The following is an 18,751-nucleotide window of genomic DNA, read 5'->3' on the forward strand; positions in this document are numbered from 1 at the left end:
AACACCGCCTATTTTATTGTAATTTCTGCATAAGCCTGCTTCATTATATCGAAAGATACCTTTAGGCGTTCATGGTAAAGAGGTTCATCCCACGTATCCCACGTATAAAACAGCCATTCATCCTCTTCCAGATTTTCCGGCAGGGTTTCAATTGGCAAGGAAGAACCTTTTTCTGCGGCTACAACAGCAACTCTGATTCCGTCTGCCTTAGCCGAAGCTTCTATACCATCCTTCCAGATATCCCCCATCATTTCCCTCTGACTTGGATCCTTGAAATTTAACAGCATCCATTGCAGCTTTAATTCAATGATGCCATTTTCTTTATTCACTGCAAAATCTGTAAGAGAATTGTAGTTCTTTGAAGAAGGGTTTCCATTGCCCATCTGCAGCCTTCCTGTTTCGTAAGAATCAAAAGGCAAATCTATTTTGCCTTCTTCATTATTTATCGTCAGCGCCTTGTTCAATGTTAAACGAATTGGGTGGTATATACCGTTATTCTTTTTGTCAGCGTTGTTTACGGATGGTATCATCTTTTTTACATGTCCATAATCATAATAAAAAGTGTCATAGTAGCTGTCTATTAAAAGCCTGGAATTCTCTTCTCCCTTTAATTGGGCGGCAAAATCAATACCGGAGCCCACCGTGCCTTCAATGCCGGGAATCGCGGATTGTCCCTGGCCCTTTATTGTATCCAGCAAAATATAAAAATCATACTCATTTTGAAGCCACTGATTCTGTTCCATGTCTAAACGGATATTCAGACTGGACTCATCACTGGATAGATAAATATCCTGAATAAGACCCTTCCCATTTTGAAAAACCGGCTTTTCTTTCCGTGCTTCCCAATCTTCCGTATCTCCATCAACCTTGATCAGTGTATCTTCCGTTTGCGGATCAAAACTCAGCAGCCCAAAATGCTGCTCATTGATTTGCATATTATTCCAAAATGGACGGCGCTCCGGATTGTCATAATCCATCGTATTCCATGTTCTCTTAAACCACTCATCCTGCCAGGAAAACACCATGCCTCCTGCCATTTTTTCCACAGTAATATCCTCAAAGAGCCTTGCGACCATGGAACCTTGCTCTTGTTCAGAATGATAGCCCTGATTCAGCCCGTATACATTTCTGTGCGTCATTCCCCTTGAAGCAGGAATTCCAAACTCTGCAACAAGCAGGGGCATACTGTGGACACTTTTCATATCGTTTAAATAGCCTGCATAATTGTTTTTCTGTCCTCTGTGGTCCACATATTCTGTATACTTCTTCTCATAGTTCAGGAAATCAGGGTAGTATGGATAAATATGATAAGAAGCAAACAGTCCTGCTTTGAAGTTTTCCGTAGCTGAAATGTGATTAGGATTGATCGTTACTTTGTCTTCCTTCTCAGAAGGCTCGCTCGGATGTGTAAGCAAATCTGTTGTCACCCAGTTTGTAAAGCTTGCTGGATGCTGCCACTGATATGTGTCACTTTCGTAGCCGACTGTATAATCAAGCATTTCGGCAAGCCAGGCTTCAAAAGGTTCAGCACCTTCTTCGGTCCGGATATACTTGCCCTGATAGCTTCCTTTGTCAGGATTCGATAGATTTGTGCTCTCAGCGGCATCTGGATCCCATTCTACCCCAATCACCCACCCCAGCAAATATGGAGACAAATCGTAAGCATACGTACCGCCGGCATGGCCCGGTCTTTTTGGAAGAGCAGCCTCTCCATGCACAAGGTCGACGACTCTCTTGATCTCATCCTTGAATTCATTGGTAACCTCAGTATCAAAAGCGTTGGCTTTTTCAACCAGCACTTCTTCGTTCACCCACACACCGTGAAATAAATACAGCGGCTTTTCCGCATCCTGGTTATGTTCATACAGCGCTTCATAAAATTCAGGCGGATGAATGGTATAAATTCTGATAGAGTTTGCATTCATTTCACTGATTTGTTTGAACCAGCGTGCGTACTCTCCTTTAGATATCGCAGTCTCCCCGGGAAACGTCCCAGGCTTCGCTATACCCATATTAACCCCTTTGATCAGGAGGTCTTCCCACTCGCCATCTTTATAAATTTGAATATAGTCACTTCCTGTTTTTCCAATCATGCTTGTGCTGCCGTCTTTAAAAATCTCTGAATTTTTATGAACAGGGGCAGAAACAGCTTCCTCATTTCTGTCTGCTGAGAGTATTGCTTTCATAAGAGGAGCATATGCTTTCCAGAAAAATCCGTCCGTTCTTCCTCTTTTGTCAGACGAAGAAAGCTTCTTCCATTCCATTATTCCCTGTGCCTGATAAAAGCGGGGAATACTTGGCTCATCCACAAAATCTCCGGCAAAGTAGTAGCTGGAATAGAAAGGGCTGCTATGGTGAATGACTGCAGGGAACTTCAGAGGCAATCCTGCTTCAGCAAGCTTTTTTTCTCCCTTATCGTCTATATTCAGAGTATATTCTGCGAGGATTTCGCTGCTGTCCTCAGCTTGTACAACATCAAACCAGTAAGAATATTGAACAGAGCCGCCGAGGTTCAGTTCTTCGCTTCCTCTTTCTGTAAAAGAAAACATAACCGGCGCACCATTCAGCTCATCGTCATTCAGTACTATCACTTCATCCCCCTCATTCACAAACACAAGGCCGCTCCCTTTGAGTGAATAGGCTTCTCCAGTAGCTTTTTCATAGTTTTCCTTCAGCCAAAGCGGAACCTCACTGCTGTTGAGTTCTTGAAAAAAGCGCCCGGTCCATCCCGACCACCTGAGGTTTAAAAGATTGTAAAACCGTTCCTTTACTTCCGGCTTTGTCGGCGAAGCAAATGTGTTAAATTCTGCTATAAGAGTGGAGCCATTTCTTTTCATGGCATCTTCAATCCGCAGGAGGTCTTCTTCCTCCATTCCCCCATACACCAGCTCTGATCTGCTGCCGTCTGACAGCGTGTCACCCTCCAGATCACTTTCAAAGACACCATAAGTATCAACAATATAAATATATTCATATTGTGACAAATCCTCCGGCAGTTTCTTCACTGTCTCTGTTCCTTCCATTGCAGGGGCATAGCCTGAGTAATCTTCTTCTTTATACCTTTTTCCATCACCTTTTGTGATTTTCAGATTATTTAATAGCCATGTCAGCCCTCTGTGTTCCCTGAATGAGGTGTCAGGAACTGTATAATTTACAATCAGTACATCTGCAGTTTTGCTGTCTTTCATAGTCCATGTCCAGAATGGTGCTGTTATAATGGCTGCAGCCAAAGTGATGCCCGCTGCAACAGCAGTTTTTTTACTCATTTGACACTCCTTTTCTTGCCATTTCTCCCCAACCCTTTTTCTTAAGAATGACATCCATAATTCCCTCTATACGCCAAAAGACTGTCATCGGTCTGTACCAAAAAGATTCTGTTAAAGCTACCAGGAATAATTTCATTAAATGGCTCACTTTTGGGTATTTCTCCATACTCCATTCTTCAAGGAGTACAGCCATAGCTGAAAAGATTGAGCCGTATACTACTGTTAAAAGAAAGAAAAGCAATGCTACTTCAATAAAAATTTCCCCCCTGAAGTAAGCCACAATCATAATGATATAGCCAAGAAGTTCAATAACAGGGCCAAAAAATTCAATCAGCAGGTAATAAGGCATCGAGACGAGACCGATGGATTTGTATCTTGGATTAAAAATTGTTTTTCTGTGTTCCCATAAGCTTTCAAACAAACCTCTGTGCCACCGCTTCCTCTGCCTTCTAAGATATTTCAGTTCTTCGGGTGCTTCCGTCCAACAGACAGGGTCCGGCACATAAACGATTTTTTTGTCCAGTTTTTCTTCTTTAATCAGACGGTGAAGTCTCACAACAAGCTCCATGTCCTCACCCACTGTGTGAGAATATCCGCCTGCTTTTATCACCCATTTTTTCGAGAAAACCCCAAAAGCCCCTGAAACAATCAGGAGGAGATTTGTAGAGCTGAGCCCGATTCTTCCTGCTAAAAAAGCTCTCAAATACTCTATCACCTGCATAATGACAACAGGCTTGGAAGACAAGCCAATCTCCGTAACTTCTCCGTTTTGAATGCGGCAGCCATTGGCAATCCGGATGCTGCCCCCGGAGGCAATGATGTCATCATCTGATTCAATAATGGGCTTCATCACTTTTAAGAAAGCATTTCTTTCAATGACCGAATCGCCATCCAAGGAACAAAAGTAAGGATATCTTGAAAAATTAATTCCTGCATTCAGCGCATCAGCTTTTCCTCCGTTTTCCTTGTCCATGACATACAGATTCGGATAGATGACTGATTGATATAAAGCTTTTACAGGCTTGGTATGAAGTTGATTTCTGATAACTCTATGAATTTTCTTCAATTGAAAACGCTCTATCAGCTTTTCAATTGTATCGTCAGTGGAACCGTCATTAATAATGATAATTTCATATTCCGGATACTCGATGCTGACCAGGGAGCGGATAGATCCATATATTCCTGCTGATTCGTTGTATGCCGGAACCAGAATAGAGACTGGCTTTGTATAGGACGACTTCAGAAGCTCATCATATGGTTCCTTTTCATCAAGCTGATACTGCTTCCGTATATGCTTAATAGACAGAACCATCATCCCGCCGTACACAATAATCACAAAAAGCATATAGCCAATCAGCAGCCATGCTGTAAAACCCAGTATGGAGTCAAACGTATCAATCAGCATAATCCATCCTCTCCTTCTTCAGCCACTCTGCTGCCATATCTCTCGCAAAAGGGTCTTGTGAGTTTTCAGCAACTCTTCTCAGGATATCAGTTCCTCCATGAAACCTGCTCAAAGCTCCGGCTGCCTCTGATCGGACCAGATATTCCTCATCACTCATCAAGTCAGCAAGAACATCTGAAAAGGATATCAATTTAAGAGAATTCACCACTTTTGCTGCCATTAGGCGCTCAAGCCACATAGCTGACGAAAAGAATGGCAGCAGCTTTTCTTCTTCAACAAGCAGGCCGGTCTCTCCGATCGACTTGAGAGCCCTGACCCTCAGCTCACTTTCTTCAGAGTTCAGCATATTGACTAGAAGTCCGTGATAATCAAAAAGCTGCCGCTGACCAATCACCTCAAGAACAACGCATTTTAACTGAAGGGGAAGTGCATCAAAACGTTCCGCAAACACGGAAAATTGATCTTCCTGCAAATGTTCAAAAATGGACAAATAACTGAAGTCTGACAGCTGATATTTTGGATGCTGTAATTTCTCCAGTAATTGGGGGTCGTTTCTGTCTGCTGATATTTTCAGCAGAAGTACTTCTTCAGCTGCAGTAAGCCTGCGTGAAAGGTAATGTTTTTCAATCTCCTGAGTAAAATTTAACCGCAAATCCTCGATCATATATAAACTGTTCATTCTCAGGCTCCACCTTCTCGAATGGAGCTGTTTCAAAATCCATGAAGATAAATGTTTTTCTGCGTAAGCCCTCATCCTGTTTCTGACTTTTTCACCTTCAAGCACTTGAGAGTATTCGTTCAGCAATTCAGATGCTGCGATCAGCGAAAACCTGGAATGCGGGATAATAACCTTAGAGACTGTACCCTCGCTTAAAAAATGATAAAGAGGAAGCCTGTACTTTTCCTTGCTGAAAGACACTCTTCTTTTGAAGCGAATTTTATAAGCCTTATGAATGACCAGGTAGCCGAACAGCACAAAGAGCAATAACAGAGAAAATAAAAATATCGTGAACAGATCTGCCAAATCTATCATTTCCACTCGCTCATCCTCTTTACCAGATGTGTTAATCTTGATTCCAGTTCCAGCAGCTTAAACGGTTTTGTTAGATAGTCATCTGCACCAAGCTTGAGAGCGCGGGCAACATCTTGCTCGCCCTTTCTTGAAGTCAGCATCACGACTGTAAATTGATTCTGATTTTCAAATCCTCTGATTTTTTGCAGAACCTCCAGGCCGTCCATTTTCGGCATCATACCGTCAAGTATCATAAAATACGGTTCTGCCTTCTTCTTGTACCAACCGGACTCTATAAATTCCATCCCATCTTTAAAAGCTTTCATCTCAAGCTGAAACTGTTCATTCAACTGACTCTTCTTAAATAAATCCTGCAAAATCGTCCGAATAATCGGGTCATCGTCTACAACGCCGATATTAAGAACTTTCTTTCTCGGAAGAATATCTGAAAAGGCTGCCAGCTTTACATTTTTCCTTCCTGCGGCCTTTGCCTCATACAGTGCTCCGTCTACTAAATCAAGAACAATCTGGAGGTCATTACTTTCTCTTATCTCCATAACACCCGCAGAAAAACTTACTCTAAAAGCAGAGTCTTCACTAATAAATTCTGTTCTATGCAGTTCTGATAGTATTCTCTCCAACACCTGCTTCGCTGTTTTTCCATCTGTTTTGGGAAGCAAAATCAAAAATTCTTCGCCGCCATATCTAAAAACAAGGTCACTTGGACGCATCTGCTGCCTCATGATGTTGGCAAATTCCATTAAAACCTTGTCTCCGGCTGGATGCCCGTAAGTATCATTAATATTTTTAAAATGATCCAGATCGAGGATTGCGATAGAAAAAGCCACGTTCTCTCTGCTCATCTGGTTCATGAGCCTTTCAAAAGCTCCAGCAAGGAAGCGGCGGTTATATAGGCGCGTTAGTTCATCCACGAGAACAAGCTCATCGATACTTCTCTTCTTCTGAAGCTGATTACCCAGCCTGATTTTGAATTCTTCCAGATCAAAAGGCTTTAAAATAAAGTCATCTGCTCCGCCCGAATAGCTTTGCACCCTGGTTTCTTTTGAACTGTCAACGCTGATCATAATAGTTGGAACATAGGACTTCTGCATCAGCTCCTTCAAGCTGTTTAACACCTGAAGGCCGTGCTGAGACTTCATATGTACATCAATAACAACGCAGTCCGGATTTAAATCATAAAAGCTGGCAAGGGCCCGTTCAGGATCTGCATATGCCATCACTGAATAGCCGTCCTTTTCCAGTTCATCCTTTAAAAACATTAATAAAGTAGTATCATCATCAATCAGCATGATTAACTCTTGTTCAACATCGGAGTTAGTTTCAGCCACCTGAAGATTTTCCGATTTTAATTCTTCATTATATAGTGCGGAAAGAAGCGGAAGAAGGAAGATTTGGACATCTTTTGTTGTCCATTTCCGCTCTTCGTTTTCCGTAAGAATGTGATGAAGAGAAGCAGCTATATTTCCTAAGCTGGTAAGACCGATTGTAGAAGCAGTGCCTGCCAGAGAATGGATAAATCTGTATAATTCCAGATGCGGAATCTGTTCATCAGAGTTCAGCCAGTTATCGAGCTGAGAGCGGATTGTATTCAATAATTTTTGCTGATATTTATTCATCATTAACTCCTTTGAAAAGGTAATCGACATAATTTTACTACTTTCGCCAATAATTGTAACTATATATTTAGTACCTTTTGAGTATGTGTTGATCATTTTTCCCGAATAGGAAAATATTATATTTTTCCTATTCGGGATGACTGTGAGTCCAATCTGTTTCTGTTCTGCCTTTTTAAACAGGCTGTGTAAAATAAATAAAGCTGCTTTTTTGTCTGAACATAAAATGCCTCTCCTTACTCAGAAGTAATAAGAAGAGCTTTTCCGGTTAACAGCAGGAATTTCGAGAGGATATAGGAAGCTTTTGCAGGAATCTCCACTTGAACTTCTTATTGAAAAATCCCCATCTGAAAAATCAGATGGGGATTTTTATTCTCATTTATAACACGTATACTCTGGCCTCGTATGGTTTCAGTGTGAAGGAGGTCATATGCTTGTGATTGTCTATTTGATAATTTGACAGAAGCAGGCTTTCACTGGAAAGCGGCAGCTTGCTGTATTGGTAGTACGCAGGCTTGTCGCTGATATTCGTGATTACAAGCGCTTTTTTATCTTCGTACGTACGGGTATACGCATAAATCTGCTTATCTTCCTCAAGAATACAATCATAATTTCCATATACCAAAACATCATTTTCTTTTCTGATTTTAATGAGGTTTTTATAATAGTGATAAATGGACTGAGGATCCTTCAGCTGCTTCTCCACATTTGTCTCTTTGTAGTTCTCATTGGCACCAAACCATGGGGTGCCTGTTGAGAAGCCGCCATGACTCTCAGTATTCCATTGCATTGGTGTCCGGGAATTATCCCTGCCCTTTGCCCAGATAATTTGCATGATTTCATCGTGCGAGCGTCCTTTTTCAATTTCAATACGGTAAAGGTTTTTCATTGCTACATCATCATAGTCATCTATGGAAGGAAATTGAACGTTGGTCATGCCGATTTCCTGCCCTTGATAAACAAACGGGGTGCCCTGCATGAGGAAGTACATGGTTGCCAGCGCCTTTGCACTTTCATTCAGGTATTTTATATCATTGCCCCACGTCGAAACTGAGCGTGGCTGATCATGGTTTTCAAGGAACAAAGCATTCCATCCTCTTCCTTGAAGCCCTTTTTGCCATTTTGTTAAAGTCTGCTTCAAATTCACAAGATCAATGCTGCCTTCTACCCCGGTATCCCAAAGTCCAAGGTGCTCAAATTGGAAAATCATATTAAAAATCCCCTGATCTTCTCCAACCCAGTCATCTGCCTGCTCAATCTTCACACCGTTTGCTTCGCCAACAGTCATAATATCGTAACGCGCAAACGTTTGCGCTTTCAGTTCTGTTAAATGTTCCATGATTCCGTCTACATTCATGTGATAATCAAATGATGACACATAATCCAGCCCATATGGATTTGGAAGGTCAGGGAAACCTTCTTTTTTCTTGATATGAGAAATTGCATCTACCCTGAAGCCATCAATTCCCTTATCAAGCCACCAGTTAATCATCTGATAAACTGCTTCTCTCATGTCACTGTTATTCCAATTTAAATCAGGCTGTTTTGTTGCAAAAACATGAAGATAATACTGTCCAGTTTCTTCGTCAAGCTCCCATGCAGAACCGCTGAAGATACTTTCCCAGTTATTCGGCTCTTGACCGTTTTTGCCATCATGCCAGATATACCAATCCCGTTTTTCATTACTTTTGGAAGAACGGGATTCAATAAACCAAGGATGCTCATCACTCGTATGATTCACAACTAGATCCAGGATCAGCTTCATCCCGCGGCTATGAACTTTTTCAAGCAGTTCATCAAAATCTTCCATTGTGCCGAAGTCTTCCATAATATCCTGATAATCGCTGATATCATAGCCGTTATCTGCATTAGGTGACGAAAATACAGGGCAGATCCATATGACATCGATTCCAAGATCCTTCAAATAATCCAGTTTGGAAATAATCCCTCTAATATCGCCTATTCCATCGCCGTTTGAATCCATGAAACTCCTAGGATATATTTGATAAGCAACTGCTTCTTTCCACCAGGCTTTTTTCATTTCATACACTCCTCTTCGAAAGCGCTCTCTTTTTTGTCGGCTAGCAATCAGCCGTATCATAGTTATGACAACTAAACTGTATTATACTCTAAATTTGTTAATAGTTGAACAAGAACTTTGCGAAAACAGGAGATTCTAAAATCCTATTTTTACCACATGTTTTATCATCTTTAGTTCAGAAGTACTGAAGGACGGCAGGAAAGCTCTCGCAGCTATAAAAAAGGCGTGACAAATACTCTCTTTGTCATGCCTTTTCATGATAGCCCATGTCTTTGCATTTACTTCCAATCCCATTTAAGAAGCAATCTTTTCTACAGCTTTTTCACCCTGCCGCTTCAGCCAGTCCTTTCCCTCGACAACTCTTGATGTCAGCATACTGCTGACAGTGTCACCGGTAACATTCAGCATCGTTGCCGGAGGATCAATAATTGTGCTGATAGCTGCGATAATCGGCAATGCTTCCGGAGGGAATCCATACAAAGATAGTATCAGCATTTCTCCAATCATACCGCCGCTTGGAATAGCACCCATAACCATTCCTACCAGCAGGGAGACCAGTATGATGCTTGTGTATGTTCCAAAACCGCTTAAGTCCATATCAAAAATGCCAAACAAAAAGACAATCTTAAATACTCCCCCAATTACAGAACCGTCTTTATGGAGAGCAGCTCCCAAAGGTATGGTGGTTTCACGAATATCACTTTTCACCCCCATCTTTTCTGCAGCTGCCAAATTCACAGGAAGAGATGCAGCACTTGAACAGGTCGCAAGGGAAGTGACTGCAGGAGAAAAAATATTCTTCCAAAAAACTTTTACTCCTGTCATTCTTCCCGCCAAATAAGCAAACAAGGTGAAAAAGACAAGGAAATAAATGACGGCACCTATGTAGTAAGCGGCACTTGCCCTGACATATGTGCCCAGCAGCATTGGTCCGTATTCCCCTGCCAATGTGGCGAAGTATGCACCAAGGCCGATAGGTGCGTAATACATGATGAATGAAACAAGCTTCATTAACACCTCAGAACCTGAAGTAAGAAAAGAAGCAAATGGCCTCCCTTTTTCTCCCGACATGGATACCGCCAGTCCAAGGAGAAGTGAAAAAACAATCAGCGCCAGCATATTTCCGCGGAAAAAAAGATCAATAAAATCCGGTACTGTGAATGTGCGGACAATCTGGTCTGCAAGGCTGACCTCCTCCAAAGCTTCAGGTTTTTCAAGCTGAATGGATACACCCTGAGCGGGAGGAACAATTTTAACAATAAGAAGTCCAAATAGGGCAGCTGCAAAGCCGGTAGCTAAAAACACTCCCATCATGCTGCCCATTATCTTGCCAAGGCGCTTTGTCCCATCCATATTGGCAATGGACGAAGCAATCGTAAAGAACACCAAGGGAATTACAACTGTAAACATAGCGTTTAAAAATATGTCTCCAAACGGCTTCAGAACCACAGCTTGTTCACCCGCAACAATTCCAATCAGGCCGCCAATTAAGATGCCTGATAATAAAATCAGCGGAAAGCGATACGCTTTCATCTTACTCCACCCCTTCAATTAACATAACAATTAATGGTAGCAAGATAAATTCATTTCTGTCAATAACTTCTATAGAAATACACTATTTCCCAACAATCATTAAAAGTGGATTTCTTCCTCATTCATCTGGAGCAAAGGGCTTCATACATTCTCAGGAGAACTTTCGAAGGTTTAAAAAGGCTTAACAGCTCAATGAATTCGGGATGCAGTAACACATAACAAAAAGCACCCCAAATGATACACGTTGGGATGCCGCTTTGAAACGATCAGTTTCTGTTCGCAGAAGCAAACAATGCTATAAATTTAAGGAGCTGAAGCAAAGAAATCACAGCTGCGGCTACATAGGTGAGTGCAGCAGCATTCAATACCTTGTTCACTCCCCTTTCTTCATCGTTCCTGATAAACCCTTCTGAGAGCATTAAGTTTTTCGCTCTTGAGCTCGCATTAAACTCTACAGGAAGTGTGACAAGCTGGAAGGCAACAGCAGCGGAAAAGAAAACAATTCCCAGACCGAGCATATTGAGGCTTCCAAGCAGTAAGCCTGCTATGAGCAGGAATGGTGCTACACCGGAAGTTAAATTAACAACCGGAAACATTTTATGGCGCAGTACCAGGGCTCCGTATGCTTCTTTATGCTGTATTGCATGCCCAATTTCATGGGAAGCAACAGAAATGGATGCAATAGAGCTTCCGTAATACACCGGCTCCGAGAGTCTGACTACTTTGTTCACAGGATCATAATGATCAGTTAATGCTCCTTTGACAGCTTCTACTCTTACATCATTAATGCCGCTTGAAGCGAGCAGTCTTTTGGCGGCCTCTGCCCCAGTAATACCTGAAGAAGCTGGTACCTTTGTATATTTATCAAAATTTCCTTTTACCCGGACCTGAGCCCACATGGCAACACCAAAAGCTGCAAAAATTAAAATATCCAGCGGATGAAAAAACATGCTGATGCCTCCTTGCCTCTATAGAATAAAGAGCTGTACTATCCTGCTAAATGGATGCCAATAGTATTGCCTGCCAGAGAACGATGTAACAGATGTGTTTTTTTCCATGTAAGCATTTTGGCTATATTGTATTCTTACCTCTTTTAAATTTTGCACAAACCTCCCTGAAGTGATCTCATTTTTCAGCGGAATATGTACATACTACACAATAACTGGTATTTTGGGAGGGCACTTTCTTGAAGCTGACAGAAGAAGAAAAATCCTCATTAAGCGAGGCAATTGACAGAATGAATGAAGGCCTTGATGCCTTTATCCAATACTACAATGAATCAGAAGAAGACAAGCCGCTGATTGAGTTTTCTGAGGAGACTCAGTCTGCCATTCATGCAGCTGTCAGCTCTTACGGAAAAGAAGAAGTTGAAAAAAGAATTAATAACATTATTAAAGAGATTTTCTCTTTTCTTCCCCCGCATCAAGGAGATGAAAACAATGAGGTCAAATAAACTGATGATTGATTGGCTGAAATGGCCGATTTTTGTCAGGTTTGGCATAATTGGTATTCTCATCATTCTTGTATTCGGCGAAATAATCAGCATCATGGAGCCTGACGAGTTTACGACAAGATTTGATGGAATTTGGTGGGCGATAGTCACCATTTCCACAGTAGGATTCGGAGACTATGTGCCTCAGACTGTGCTGGGAAGATTAACAGGCATTCTTCTTATCCTGCTTGGGGTCAGCTTCATTACAGCCTATTTTGCCACCCTCTCTGCTGCCGCTATTCAAAAACAGCAGGACTTTGCAGCAGGAAAAATGACTTTTAAGCAGAAGGAGCATATTATTATCGTCGGCTGGAGTCAGAAAACCCTTGAAATGATCCAAACCATCCGCAAGCTGAAGCCATATAAGCAAATCGTTTTGATTGACCAAACGCTGGAAGAAGCGCCATTGATTGAAAATGTGTATTTTGTCAGCGGCAATCCTATAGAGGATGAGGTATTACTGAAAGCAAATATAAGCCTGGCGGACAGTGTTATCATCACAGCCAATCAGCATAAAAGCGAAATGGATGCTGACATGCTGTCAATTATGGTGCTGCTGGCAGTGAAGGGATTGAATGCCGGAATATACGTTATTATAGAAGTTCTCACAGAACAGCAGTCACAAAACGCGAAAAGAGCCGGAGCAGACGAAATTATAAAAACCTATCAGCTGGCCAGCCAATCATTAATGAGCTGTTATTTGTCTAAAAAGGGTCTCGCTTGTGTGTACGAGGAGCTGAATCCAGCAGCAGGGAATTTATACAGAATCCTGCCTGTCCTGCAGGAGTGGGACGGAAAAACGTTTTTGGAGCTTCATACTTTTTATATACGTAAGGAAATCATTTTAATCGGCATTAAAAAAGGAGATGAAACGGAAATTAATCCGCCCATCTCCAGGACTGTGCAGCTGGGCGATGAACTGATTGTGCTGTCTCACTAATCGAGCAACACACTCTCAAGTTCATGAACAAGTGCCTTTCCAAGATCTATATATTTTTCAGGGAAAGAAGCATCTTTATCCTGCGGCTCCGAAAACTGGTCAAATGACGCTCTGAAGTTTCCTACATGCGCGTGATCATCTAGCCCGATCTGATATTTATGTGAAAGCAGATAAGGCCGCCCAAGTCTGACCGTCGCATTTTGACCGTCGAGCTGGCCGTCTGCAGCTTGAAAAGGAATGCGCAGAAATTGATAACCCACTGTGTCATCTATCTTATAATCAAATGACCCGTGATCATAATCCCAATTTCCGCCAATATCGTACCCCAGCGGCTTAAGCTCCTGCTCCAAATAATACAATTTATAATCCCTGCCCTCTATGCTTGAAGGTATCTCAATCATCCTGCATGCCTCCTTTTTACTTAGGCTATCCTAACGGGCAGATTCAATGTATGTAGAATCAGTCTGCTCATTGAGTAAAAGAAACGGCACATGAAGCTGTGCAAAGTTGATAGAAAACAAAAAAACTGCCCGAGGGTGCCGCTTTAACGGCTCCTTCAGGGCAGCATTTTTATTTACAGGCGCTTTTCAAGTTCAGCTTTCTTTTCCTCATAGCCAGGTTTCCCCAGCAGCGCAAACATATTTACTTTATAAGCTTCTACTCCAGGCTGATCGAAAGGATTCACTCCAAGCAGGTATCCGCTCATTGCGCATGCTTTTTCAAAGAAGTAGACAAGATAGCCAAATGTGTATTCATTCAATTCAGGAATGTTCACAACAAGGTTAGGCACTCCACCGTCAGTATGAGCAAGCATCGTCCCTTGAAATGCTTTTGTATTAACAAAATCAATCGTTTTTCCTTCAAGGTAATTCAAACCGTCAAGATCATTTTCTATTGCCTCGATAGACAGCTCATGACGCGGCTTTTCAACATTAATAATGGTTTCGAAAAGATCTCTGCGTCCTTCCTGTACATATTGGCCAAGCGAGTGAAGATCTGTAGAGAAGTTTGCAGAAGAAGGAAAAATCCCTTTATTATCTTTCCCTTCACTCTCCCCGAACAGCTGCTTCCACCATTCAGAGAAGTACATAAGTGATGGCTCATAGTTAATCAGCATTTCAATTGTTTTGCCTCGGTTGTAAAGTACATTACGAACTGCAGCATATTGATAAGCAGCGTTATCCTCTAGCTCTGAAGAATGAAAATCCTCCTGTGCAGCAGCAGCACCTTTCATCATTTCTTCAATGTCAGCACCCGCAACTGCGATTGGCAGAAGTCCGACAGCTGTTAAAACAGAGTAGCGGCCTCCGACATCATCAGGAATCACAAACGACTCATAACCTTCATCATCAGCAAGCGTTTTTAGAGCTCCGCGAGCTTTGTCTGTTGTTGCATAAATGCGTTTTCTTGCCTCTTCCACTCCATATTTCTCCTCAAGAAGCTTGCGGAAAATACGGAAAGCGATAGCTGGTTCTGTAGTGGTACCCGACTTGGAAATGACATTTACGGAAAAATCTCGTCCATCTAGCAGGTCCATGACATCTTTCATATATGTAGAACTGATGTTGTTTCCAACAAAGATAACTTGAGGAGTTTTACGCTGTTCTTTTGTTAAAGCGTTATAGAAAGAATGGTTAAGCAGTTCAATCGCTGCTCTTGCCCCAAGATATGATCCCCCGATTCCGACAACTAGCAGGACATCTGAATCTGACTTGATTTTTTCTGCGCTTTTTTGAATGCGGGAAAACTCTTCTTTATCGTATTCAGAAGGAAGATCTACCCATCCAAGATAGTCACTTCCTGCGCCGGTTTTTTCATGAATTGAATGATGGGCAACTTTTACAAAATCTCGTAAGTAGGTTAGCTCATGCTCTCCAAAAAAAGACAACGCTCTTGAATAATCGAAACTAATATGTGCCATAGCGTTTTCCTCCATTTAAATATATTTTCACCTCTTTCACTTTACCCAAATTGCTTGTGTAAATCAAGCAAACACCCAAGTAAGTGCTTGATAAAGACCGACTGATGAACATGTGATGAAACAAATCGAAAGCTGTAGATCAATTCTCATGCTCTCCATTTAACGAACGCAGCTGTTTTCTTATAAGCTGTGCAGACTGCCGACTGGTCCCTCCGTTAAGAACAGCAAGATACAGCATCGTCTAATGCATCTTCCGGAATGTACACCTGATCTTCTTCTATTTTATAGGGAATACTATTTTCTTCTAATTTTTCAGTACCTGTATTGCCTTCTCCCCATTGCACATATTCTCCCTGATAAGTTTTTTGACAGCCTCCAAGAATGAGCAAGCATAGTACAGTAACCATACTGATTATATATAGTTTCATAAATATTCTCCTTTTTTTATTTAAAGATTATCTCTATTTCATTTTTTTTACAATTAGCCAAATGTCCTGAAAGATAAGTTCAATTGTCATATTTTTCAAAATATGACAATTGGTCCATTCCCTTTATTTTACAAATTATGATATTTTTTAACAGTAAGATAATTTACTAATTGGAGGATAAAAAGCATGAAAAAGAAAATGATCGGTACATTGTTACTCTCCCTGGTATTTTCAGCCACTGCAAATGCCGCACCACCTGTTAGCGTAGACTTGGAAAAAGAAAGAATTCTTCATCAGCAAGTGATGGAGCAAGTAGAAAAGGAACTAGAGGACACCAACCGCGATTACCATGTTTTCGAAAGATTAACAGACTCAGAGTGGAATAGAGTTGCCGAGAAAACAATTGGCTTTGCAGAAGAATATCCGGATCTTTCAAAGGAAGAATTAAATGAAAAGGTTTACGAAGAGTATGTTGCTGAGACCCAAAAAGATATCATCCGCATTCAATATATTGGCGGAATGAATTCTCAAGAAGCAAAAGTGTGTGCATTAAACCCTATTGATTGTACAAAAGTTAAAAAAGCAGCAGAAACAGCTAAAGCTGAAGCCGAAAGAAGATATGTTTCCTCCGCATTGCATAACGGTAACGGAGATGCGTTCAGACATATGTATTGGAATAAACTCATGACAAATGCAATTGGAGCAAGCGAAGCTAAAAAATTCGCAGATGCACATGAATTTGGTGCATCCGGCCAACCAAAAAATGAGGAAACAATGGATCTTCACAATAACAGCCTTGGCCGATCAAATGCAAAATATACAGCAGCAGAGATTGTAAAGTATCTCGTTGATTCCGGATCTGGAAGAAGGCTTAATAGCTCTGGGCAGCTTATTTCCACAAATTCCTCTGGAAAAAGGTAATAAAGTCGTAATTGGTCTTTATTTTTCTTACTTATTGAATATCAGGAAAAAAAGGGGAAGGATTCCTTCTCCTTTTTTTGTTGAGAAATAATGACTGGCAGTATTTTTCCCGGCCAGCGCAGCCACATGCACGTAATACAAAAAAGACCCAAAAAAATTGTTTTGTAACAATTTTTTGAGTCTGAATGGATTACAATGAATTTTCGAGAATAGCTATAACATCTTCCTTCTTGAGGCTCTTAAAGTTTCCGAACTCCCCGTTTATCATAGCTTTATCAGCCACAAGTTCCAGGTTTTCAGAGTTTATATCATAATCGCCAAGAGTAGACGGAGCTCCAAGGCTGCTCCAGAATTCCCTTAGTTTATCAATTCCTTCAATAGCTGTTTCTCGGTCTGTTTTCCCTTCAGGGTTCACACCAAATACTCTGACAGCCAGCTGTTTTGCACGGCTGGTATTTTCATCGAGTGTGAATTTCATCCAGTTTGGAAACAGGATTGCCAGTCCTCCTGCATGCGGAATGTCATAAACAGCTGAAACAGCATGCTCAATATTATGAGATGCCCAGTCGCCGCGGTAACCCATTTGCAGTGAACCATTTAAAGCAATTGTACCACTGTAAAGAATCGTTTCACGAAGCTCATAGTCCTGAAGATTCTCAAGAAGCTTTGGTGCAGCTTCCATGACAGTCATAAGTACTGATTCACATAAGCGGTCCTGAAGCGGCGTATTAGAAACATGATGGAAGTACTGTTCAAATACATGTGACATCATATCAACAATTCCATACACCGTTTGATCTCTCGGAACGGTAAAGGTATTTACAGGATCAAGAATGGAGAACTTCGGAAAAGTGTAAGGACTCCCCCAGCCGTATTTCTCCTTCGTTTCCCAGTTTGTGATAACAGAACCGGCGTTCATCTCTGAGCCTGTTGCAGCCAGAGTTAAGACTGTTCCAAGCGGAAGAGCTCCTTCAGGAATGTGTTTGCGTGTCACAATATCCCATGCATCGCCGTCATATAGGGCACCTGCCGCAACAGCTTTAGCACAGTCTATAACACTTCCGCCGCCTACAGCAAGTATGAATTGAATACCGTCATTTTTACAGATTTCAACGCCTCTGTTCACTGTGGACAAACGGGGGTTTGGCTCTACCCCAGACAATTCAGAAACTGACACGTTGATTTCTTCTAATAGCGAAAGTACATTGTCATAAAGACCATTCTTCTTGATGCTTCCGCCTCCATATATAAGGAGCACTTTGTCACCGTATTGAGGTATTTCATTTTTTAGCTGTTCCAGCTCGCCTTTTCCAAAAATCAGCTTGGTTGGATTGTAATATGTAAAATTATCCATTAACATCGCCTCCTTACTTAGATTATGTACAAGCAGGTGTTTTCTTGTAAAGAAATCAGCTTCAAAAAATTATTTTTTCTCTATGTATAAAAACGTCTGTCTTTCACACGCTAATACCGTAGGAAAAGATACTTAAGGAGGCTGTAACATGAGTACAATTCAACGTATTGCACTAGTTCTTACAATTATCGGAGCCATCAACTGGGGTCTGGTTGGTTTCTTCCAGTTTGATTTAGTAGCTGCCATCTTCGGTGGGCAAAACTCTGCTCTTGCACGTATTATCTACGGCTTAGTAGGAATTGCGGGACTCATTAACCTTGGGCTGCTGTTCAAACCATCTGAAGAAACATCAAGAGCAAGCGAACCCCGTCCGGAAACCCGGTAATAAGAAAAGCGGAGGCAGCTTGCTCAGGCCCGACAAGCATAAGGCAGCTTGGGCAGGAGGTCGCTCTTTGACCTCTTGACCAAGATGACTTATGACCTCGAGGGCCTAGCTGCCGGAGCTGGACAATGTAGAAAAGCGCAAGGCGCCCGTTCAGCGGCGACAAGCATAAGACGAGCCGGTATGAAGGTTGTTCTTTAACCTTCAGGCCGGCTTGGCTTATGACCTCGAGCCGCTGGCGCCTGGAGCTGGACAATGTAGAAAAGCAGAACCGCAGTAAAGGAAGTCATGCTAAGAGCGCCACGTCCTGTGGCAACGCATGACTGTCCGACATCCTGTCGGGCTCCGACAAGCATAAGGCAGCTTGGGCAGGAGGTCGCTCTTTGACCTCTTGACCAAGATGACTTATGACCTCGAGGGCC

Annotated in this window: 15 protein-coding genes; 4 read left to right on the forward strand and 11 right to left on the reverse strand. The window is 41.8% G+C overall.

Going from position 1 to position 18,751, the window contains the following annotated elements; translation table 11 throughout:
* Positions 1–8: 8 nt before the first annotated feature.
* The 7 genes from GJU40_RS13405 to GJU40_RS13435 all read right to left on the reverse strand — a co-directional run bounded on the left by GJU40_RS13405 (position 9) and on the right by GJU40_RS13435 (position 11,841).
* On the reverse strand, positions 9–3,266 hold the full coding sequence (locus GJU40_RS13405; RefSeq protein WP_154308456.1) for a hypothetical protein: 3,258 nt from the start codon (positions 3,264–3,266) through the stop codon (positions 9–11).
* Positions 3,259–4,671, reverse strand: a complete 1,413-nt coding sequence (locus GJU40_RS13410; RefSeq protein ID WP_154308457.1) for a glycosyltransferase family 2 protein — start codon at positions 4,669–4,671, stop codon at positions 3,259–3,261. The genes GJU40_RS13405 and GJU40_RS13410 overlap by 8 nt, the downstream gene beginning before the upstream one ends.
* Positions 4,661–5,710, reverse strand: a complete 1,050-nt coding sequence (locus GJU40_RS13415; protein ID WP_154308459.1) for a HEAT repeat domain-containing protein — start codon at positions 5,708–5,710, stop codon at positions 4,661–4,663. The genes GJU40_RS13410 and GJU40_RS13415 overlap by 11 nt, the downstream gene beginning before the upstream one ends.
* Positions 5,701–7,323 (reverse strand): response regulator, encoded by a 1,623-nt coding sequence (locus GJU40_RS13420; RefSeq protein WP_170289410.1) that lies wholly within the window; start codon positions 7,321–7,323, stop codon positions 5,701–5,703. Before GJU40_RS13420 ends, GJU40_RS13415 begins: the two co-directional genes overlap by 10 nt.
* A 373-nt stretch (positions 7,324–7,696) precedes the next feature.
* Complete coding sequence (locus GJU40_RS13425) at positions 7,697–9,358, reverse strand: glycoside hydrolase family 13 protein (protein WP_154308463.1); 1,662 nt, start codon at positions 9,356–9,358, stop codon at positions 7,697–7,699.
* A gap of 294 nt (positions 9,359–9,652) precedes the next feature.
* Positions 9,653–10,891: a dicarboxylate/amino acid:cation symporter gene (locus tag GJU40_RS13430; protein ID WP_154308465.1), complete on the reverse strand. Its 1,239-nt coding sequence runs from the start codon at positions 10,889–10,891 to the stop codon at positions 9,653–9,655.
* A gap of 266 nt (positions 10,892–11,157) precedes the next feature.
* Positions 11,158–11,841 (reverse strand): zinc metallopeptidase, encoded by a 684-nt coding sequence (locus GJU40_RS13435; RefSeq protein ID WP_154308467.1) that lies wholly within the window; start codon positions 11,839–11,841, stop codon positions 11,158–11,160.
* A 236-nt stretch (positions 11,842–12,077) separates the two neighbouring features.
* Between GJU40_RS13435 and GJU40_RS13440 the strand changes: the two genes are divergently transcribed.
* Positions 12,078–12,344, forward strand: a complete 267-nt coding sequence (locus tag GJU40_RS13440) for an atypical membrane-integrating protein (Mistic protein) (protein ID WP_154308469.1) — start codon at positions 12,078–12,080, stop codon at positions 12,342–12,344.
* The gene (locus GJU40_RS13445) at positions 12,331–13,323 is read left to right on the forward strand and encodes a potassium channel family protein (RefSeq protein ID WP_170289411.1); all 993 of its coding nucleotides are present in this window, start codon (positions 12,331–12,333) and stop codon (positions 13,321–13,323) included. The genes GJU40_RS13440 and GJU40_RS13445 overlap by 14 nt, the downstream gene beginning before the upstream one ends.
* On the opposite strand, the gene GJU40_RS13450 is transcribed toward GJU40_RS13445, so the two are convergent.
* The 3 genes from GJU40_RS13450 to GJU40_RS13460 form a co-directional block, all read right to left on the reverse strand.
* On the reverse strand, positions 13,320–13,724 hold the full coding sequence (locus GJU40_RS13450; protein WP_154308473.1) for a YugN-like family protein: 405 nt from the start codon (positions 13,722–13,724) through the stop codon (positions 13,320–13,322). The genes GJU40_RS13445 and GJU40_RS13450 overlap by 4 nt on opposite strands.
* 173 nt (positions 13,725–13,897) lie before the next feature.
* Positions 13,898–15,244 carry a glucose-6-phosphate isomerase gene (locus GJU40_RS13455; protein ID WP_154308475.1) on the reverse strand — a complete coding sequence of 449 codons (1,347 nt, stop codon included), beginning with the start codon at positions 15,242–15,244 and terminating at the stop codon, positions 13,898–13,900.
* Positions 15,245–15,459: 215 nt separating this feature from the next.
* The gene (locus GJU40_RS13460) at positions 15,460–15,672 is read right to left on the reverse strand and encodes a hypothetical protein (RefSeq protein ID WP_154308477.1); all 213 of its coding nucleotides are present in this window, start codon (positions 15,670–15,672) and stop codon (positions 15,460–15,462) included.
* Between the two features lie 186 nt (positions 15,673–15,858).
* On the opposite strand from GJU40_RS13460, the gene GJU40_RS13465 reads away from it, so the two are divergent.
* On the forward strand, positions 15,859–16,593 hold the full coding sequence (locus GJU40_RS13465) for a DUF6973 domain-containing protein (RefSeq protein ID WP_154308479.1): 735 nt from the start codon (positions 15,859–15,861) through the stop codon (positions 16,591–16,593).
* Positions 16,594–16,783: 190 nt separating this feature from the next.
* On the opposite strand, the gene GJU40_RS13470 is transcribed toward GJU40_RS13465, so the two are convergent.
* The gene (locus GJU40_RS13470) at positions 16,784–17,947 is read right to left on the reverse strand and encodes an iron-containing alcohol dehydrogenase (protein ID WP_154308481.1); all 1,164 of its coding nucleotides are present in this window, start codon (positions 17,945–17,947) and stop codon (positions 16,784–16,786) included.
* Positions 17,948–18,095: 148 nt separating this feature from the next.
* On the opposite strand from GJU40_RS13470, the gene GJU40_RS13475 reads away from it, so the two are divergent.
* Positions 18,096–18,332: a DUF378 domain-containing protein gene (locus GJU40_RS13475; protein WP_154308483.1), complete on the forward strand. Its 237-nt coding sequence runs from the start codon at positions 18,096–18,098 to the stop codon at positions 18,330–18,332.
* Positions 18,333–18,751 lie beyond the last annotated feature (419 nt).

It is taken from the genome of Metabacillus lacus (assembly GCF_009674805.1).
Lineage (GTDB): Bacteria > Bacillota > Bacilli > Bacillales > Bacillaceae > Metabacillus_C > Metabacillus_C lacus.

Bases quoted from the DNA above. Each gene is read 5' to 3' on its own strand.
- GJU40_RS13405 (WP_154308456.1), bottom strand. From the start codon at position 3,266: ATGAGTAAAAAAACTGCTGTTGCAGCGGGCATCACTTTGGCTGCAGCC.
- GJU40_RS13410 (WP_154308457.1), bottom strand. From the start codon at position 4,671: ATGCTGATTGATACGTTTGACTCCATACTGGGTTTTACAGCATGGCTG.
- GJU40_RS13420 (WP_170289410.1), bottom strand. From the start codon at position 7,323: ATGATGAATAAATATCAGCAAAAATTATTGAATACAATCCGCTCTCAG.
- GJU40_RS13425 (WP_154308463.1), bottom strand. From the start codon at position 9,358: ATGAAAAAAGCCTGGTGGAAAGAAGCAGTTGCTTATCAAATATATCCT.
- GJU40_RS13430 (WP_154308465.1), bottom strand. From the start codon at position 10,891: ATGAAAGCGTATCGCTTTCCGCTGATTTTATTATCAGGCATCTTAATT.
- GJU40_RS13435 (WP_154308467.1), bottom strand. From the start codon at position 11,841: ATGTTTTTTCATCCGCTGGATATTTTAATTTTTGCAGCTTTTGGTGTT.
- GJU40_RS13445 (WP_170289411.1), top strand. From the start codon at position 12,331: ATGAGGTCAAATAAACTGATGATTGATTGGCTGAAATGGCCGATTTTT.
- GJU40_RS13450 (WP_154308473.1), bottom strand. From the start codon at position 13,724: ATGATTGAGATACCTTCAAGCATAGAGGGCAGGGATTATAAATTGTAT.
- GJU40_RS13455 (WP_154308475.1), bottom strand. From the start codon at position 15,244: ATGGCACATATTAGTTTCGATTATTCAAGAGCGTTGTCTTTTTTTGGA.
- GJU40_RS13460 (WP_154308477.1), bottom strand. From the start codon at position 15,672: ATGAAACTATATATAATCAGTATGGTTACTGTACTATGCTTGCTCATT.
- GJU40_RS13465 (WP_154308479.1), top strand. From the start codon at position 15,859: ATGAAAAAGAAAATGATCGGTACATTGTTACTCTCCCTGGTATTTTCA.
- GJU40_RS13470 (WP_154308481.1), bottom strand. From the start codon at position 17,947: ATGGATAATTTTACATATTACAATCCAACCAAGCTGATTTTTGGAAAA.
- GJU40_RS13475 (WP_154308483.1), top strand. From the start codon at position 18,096: ATGAGTACAATTCAACGTATTGCACTAGTTCTTACAATTATCGGAGCC.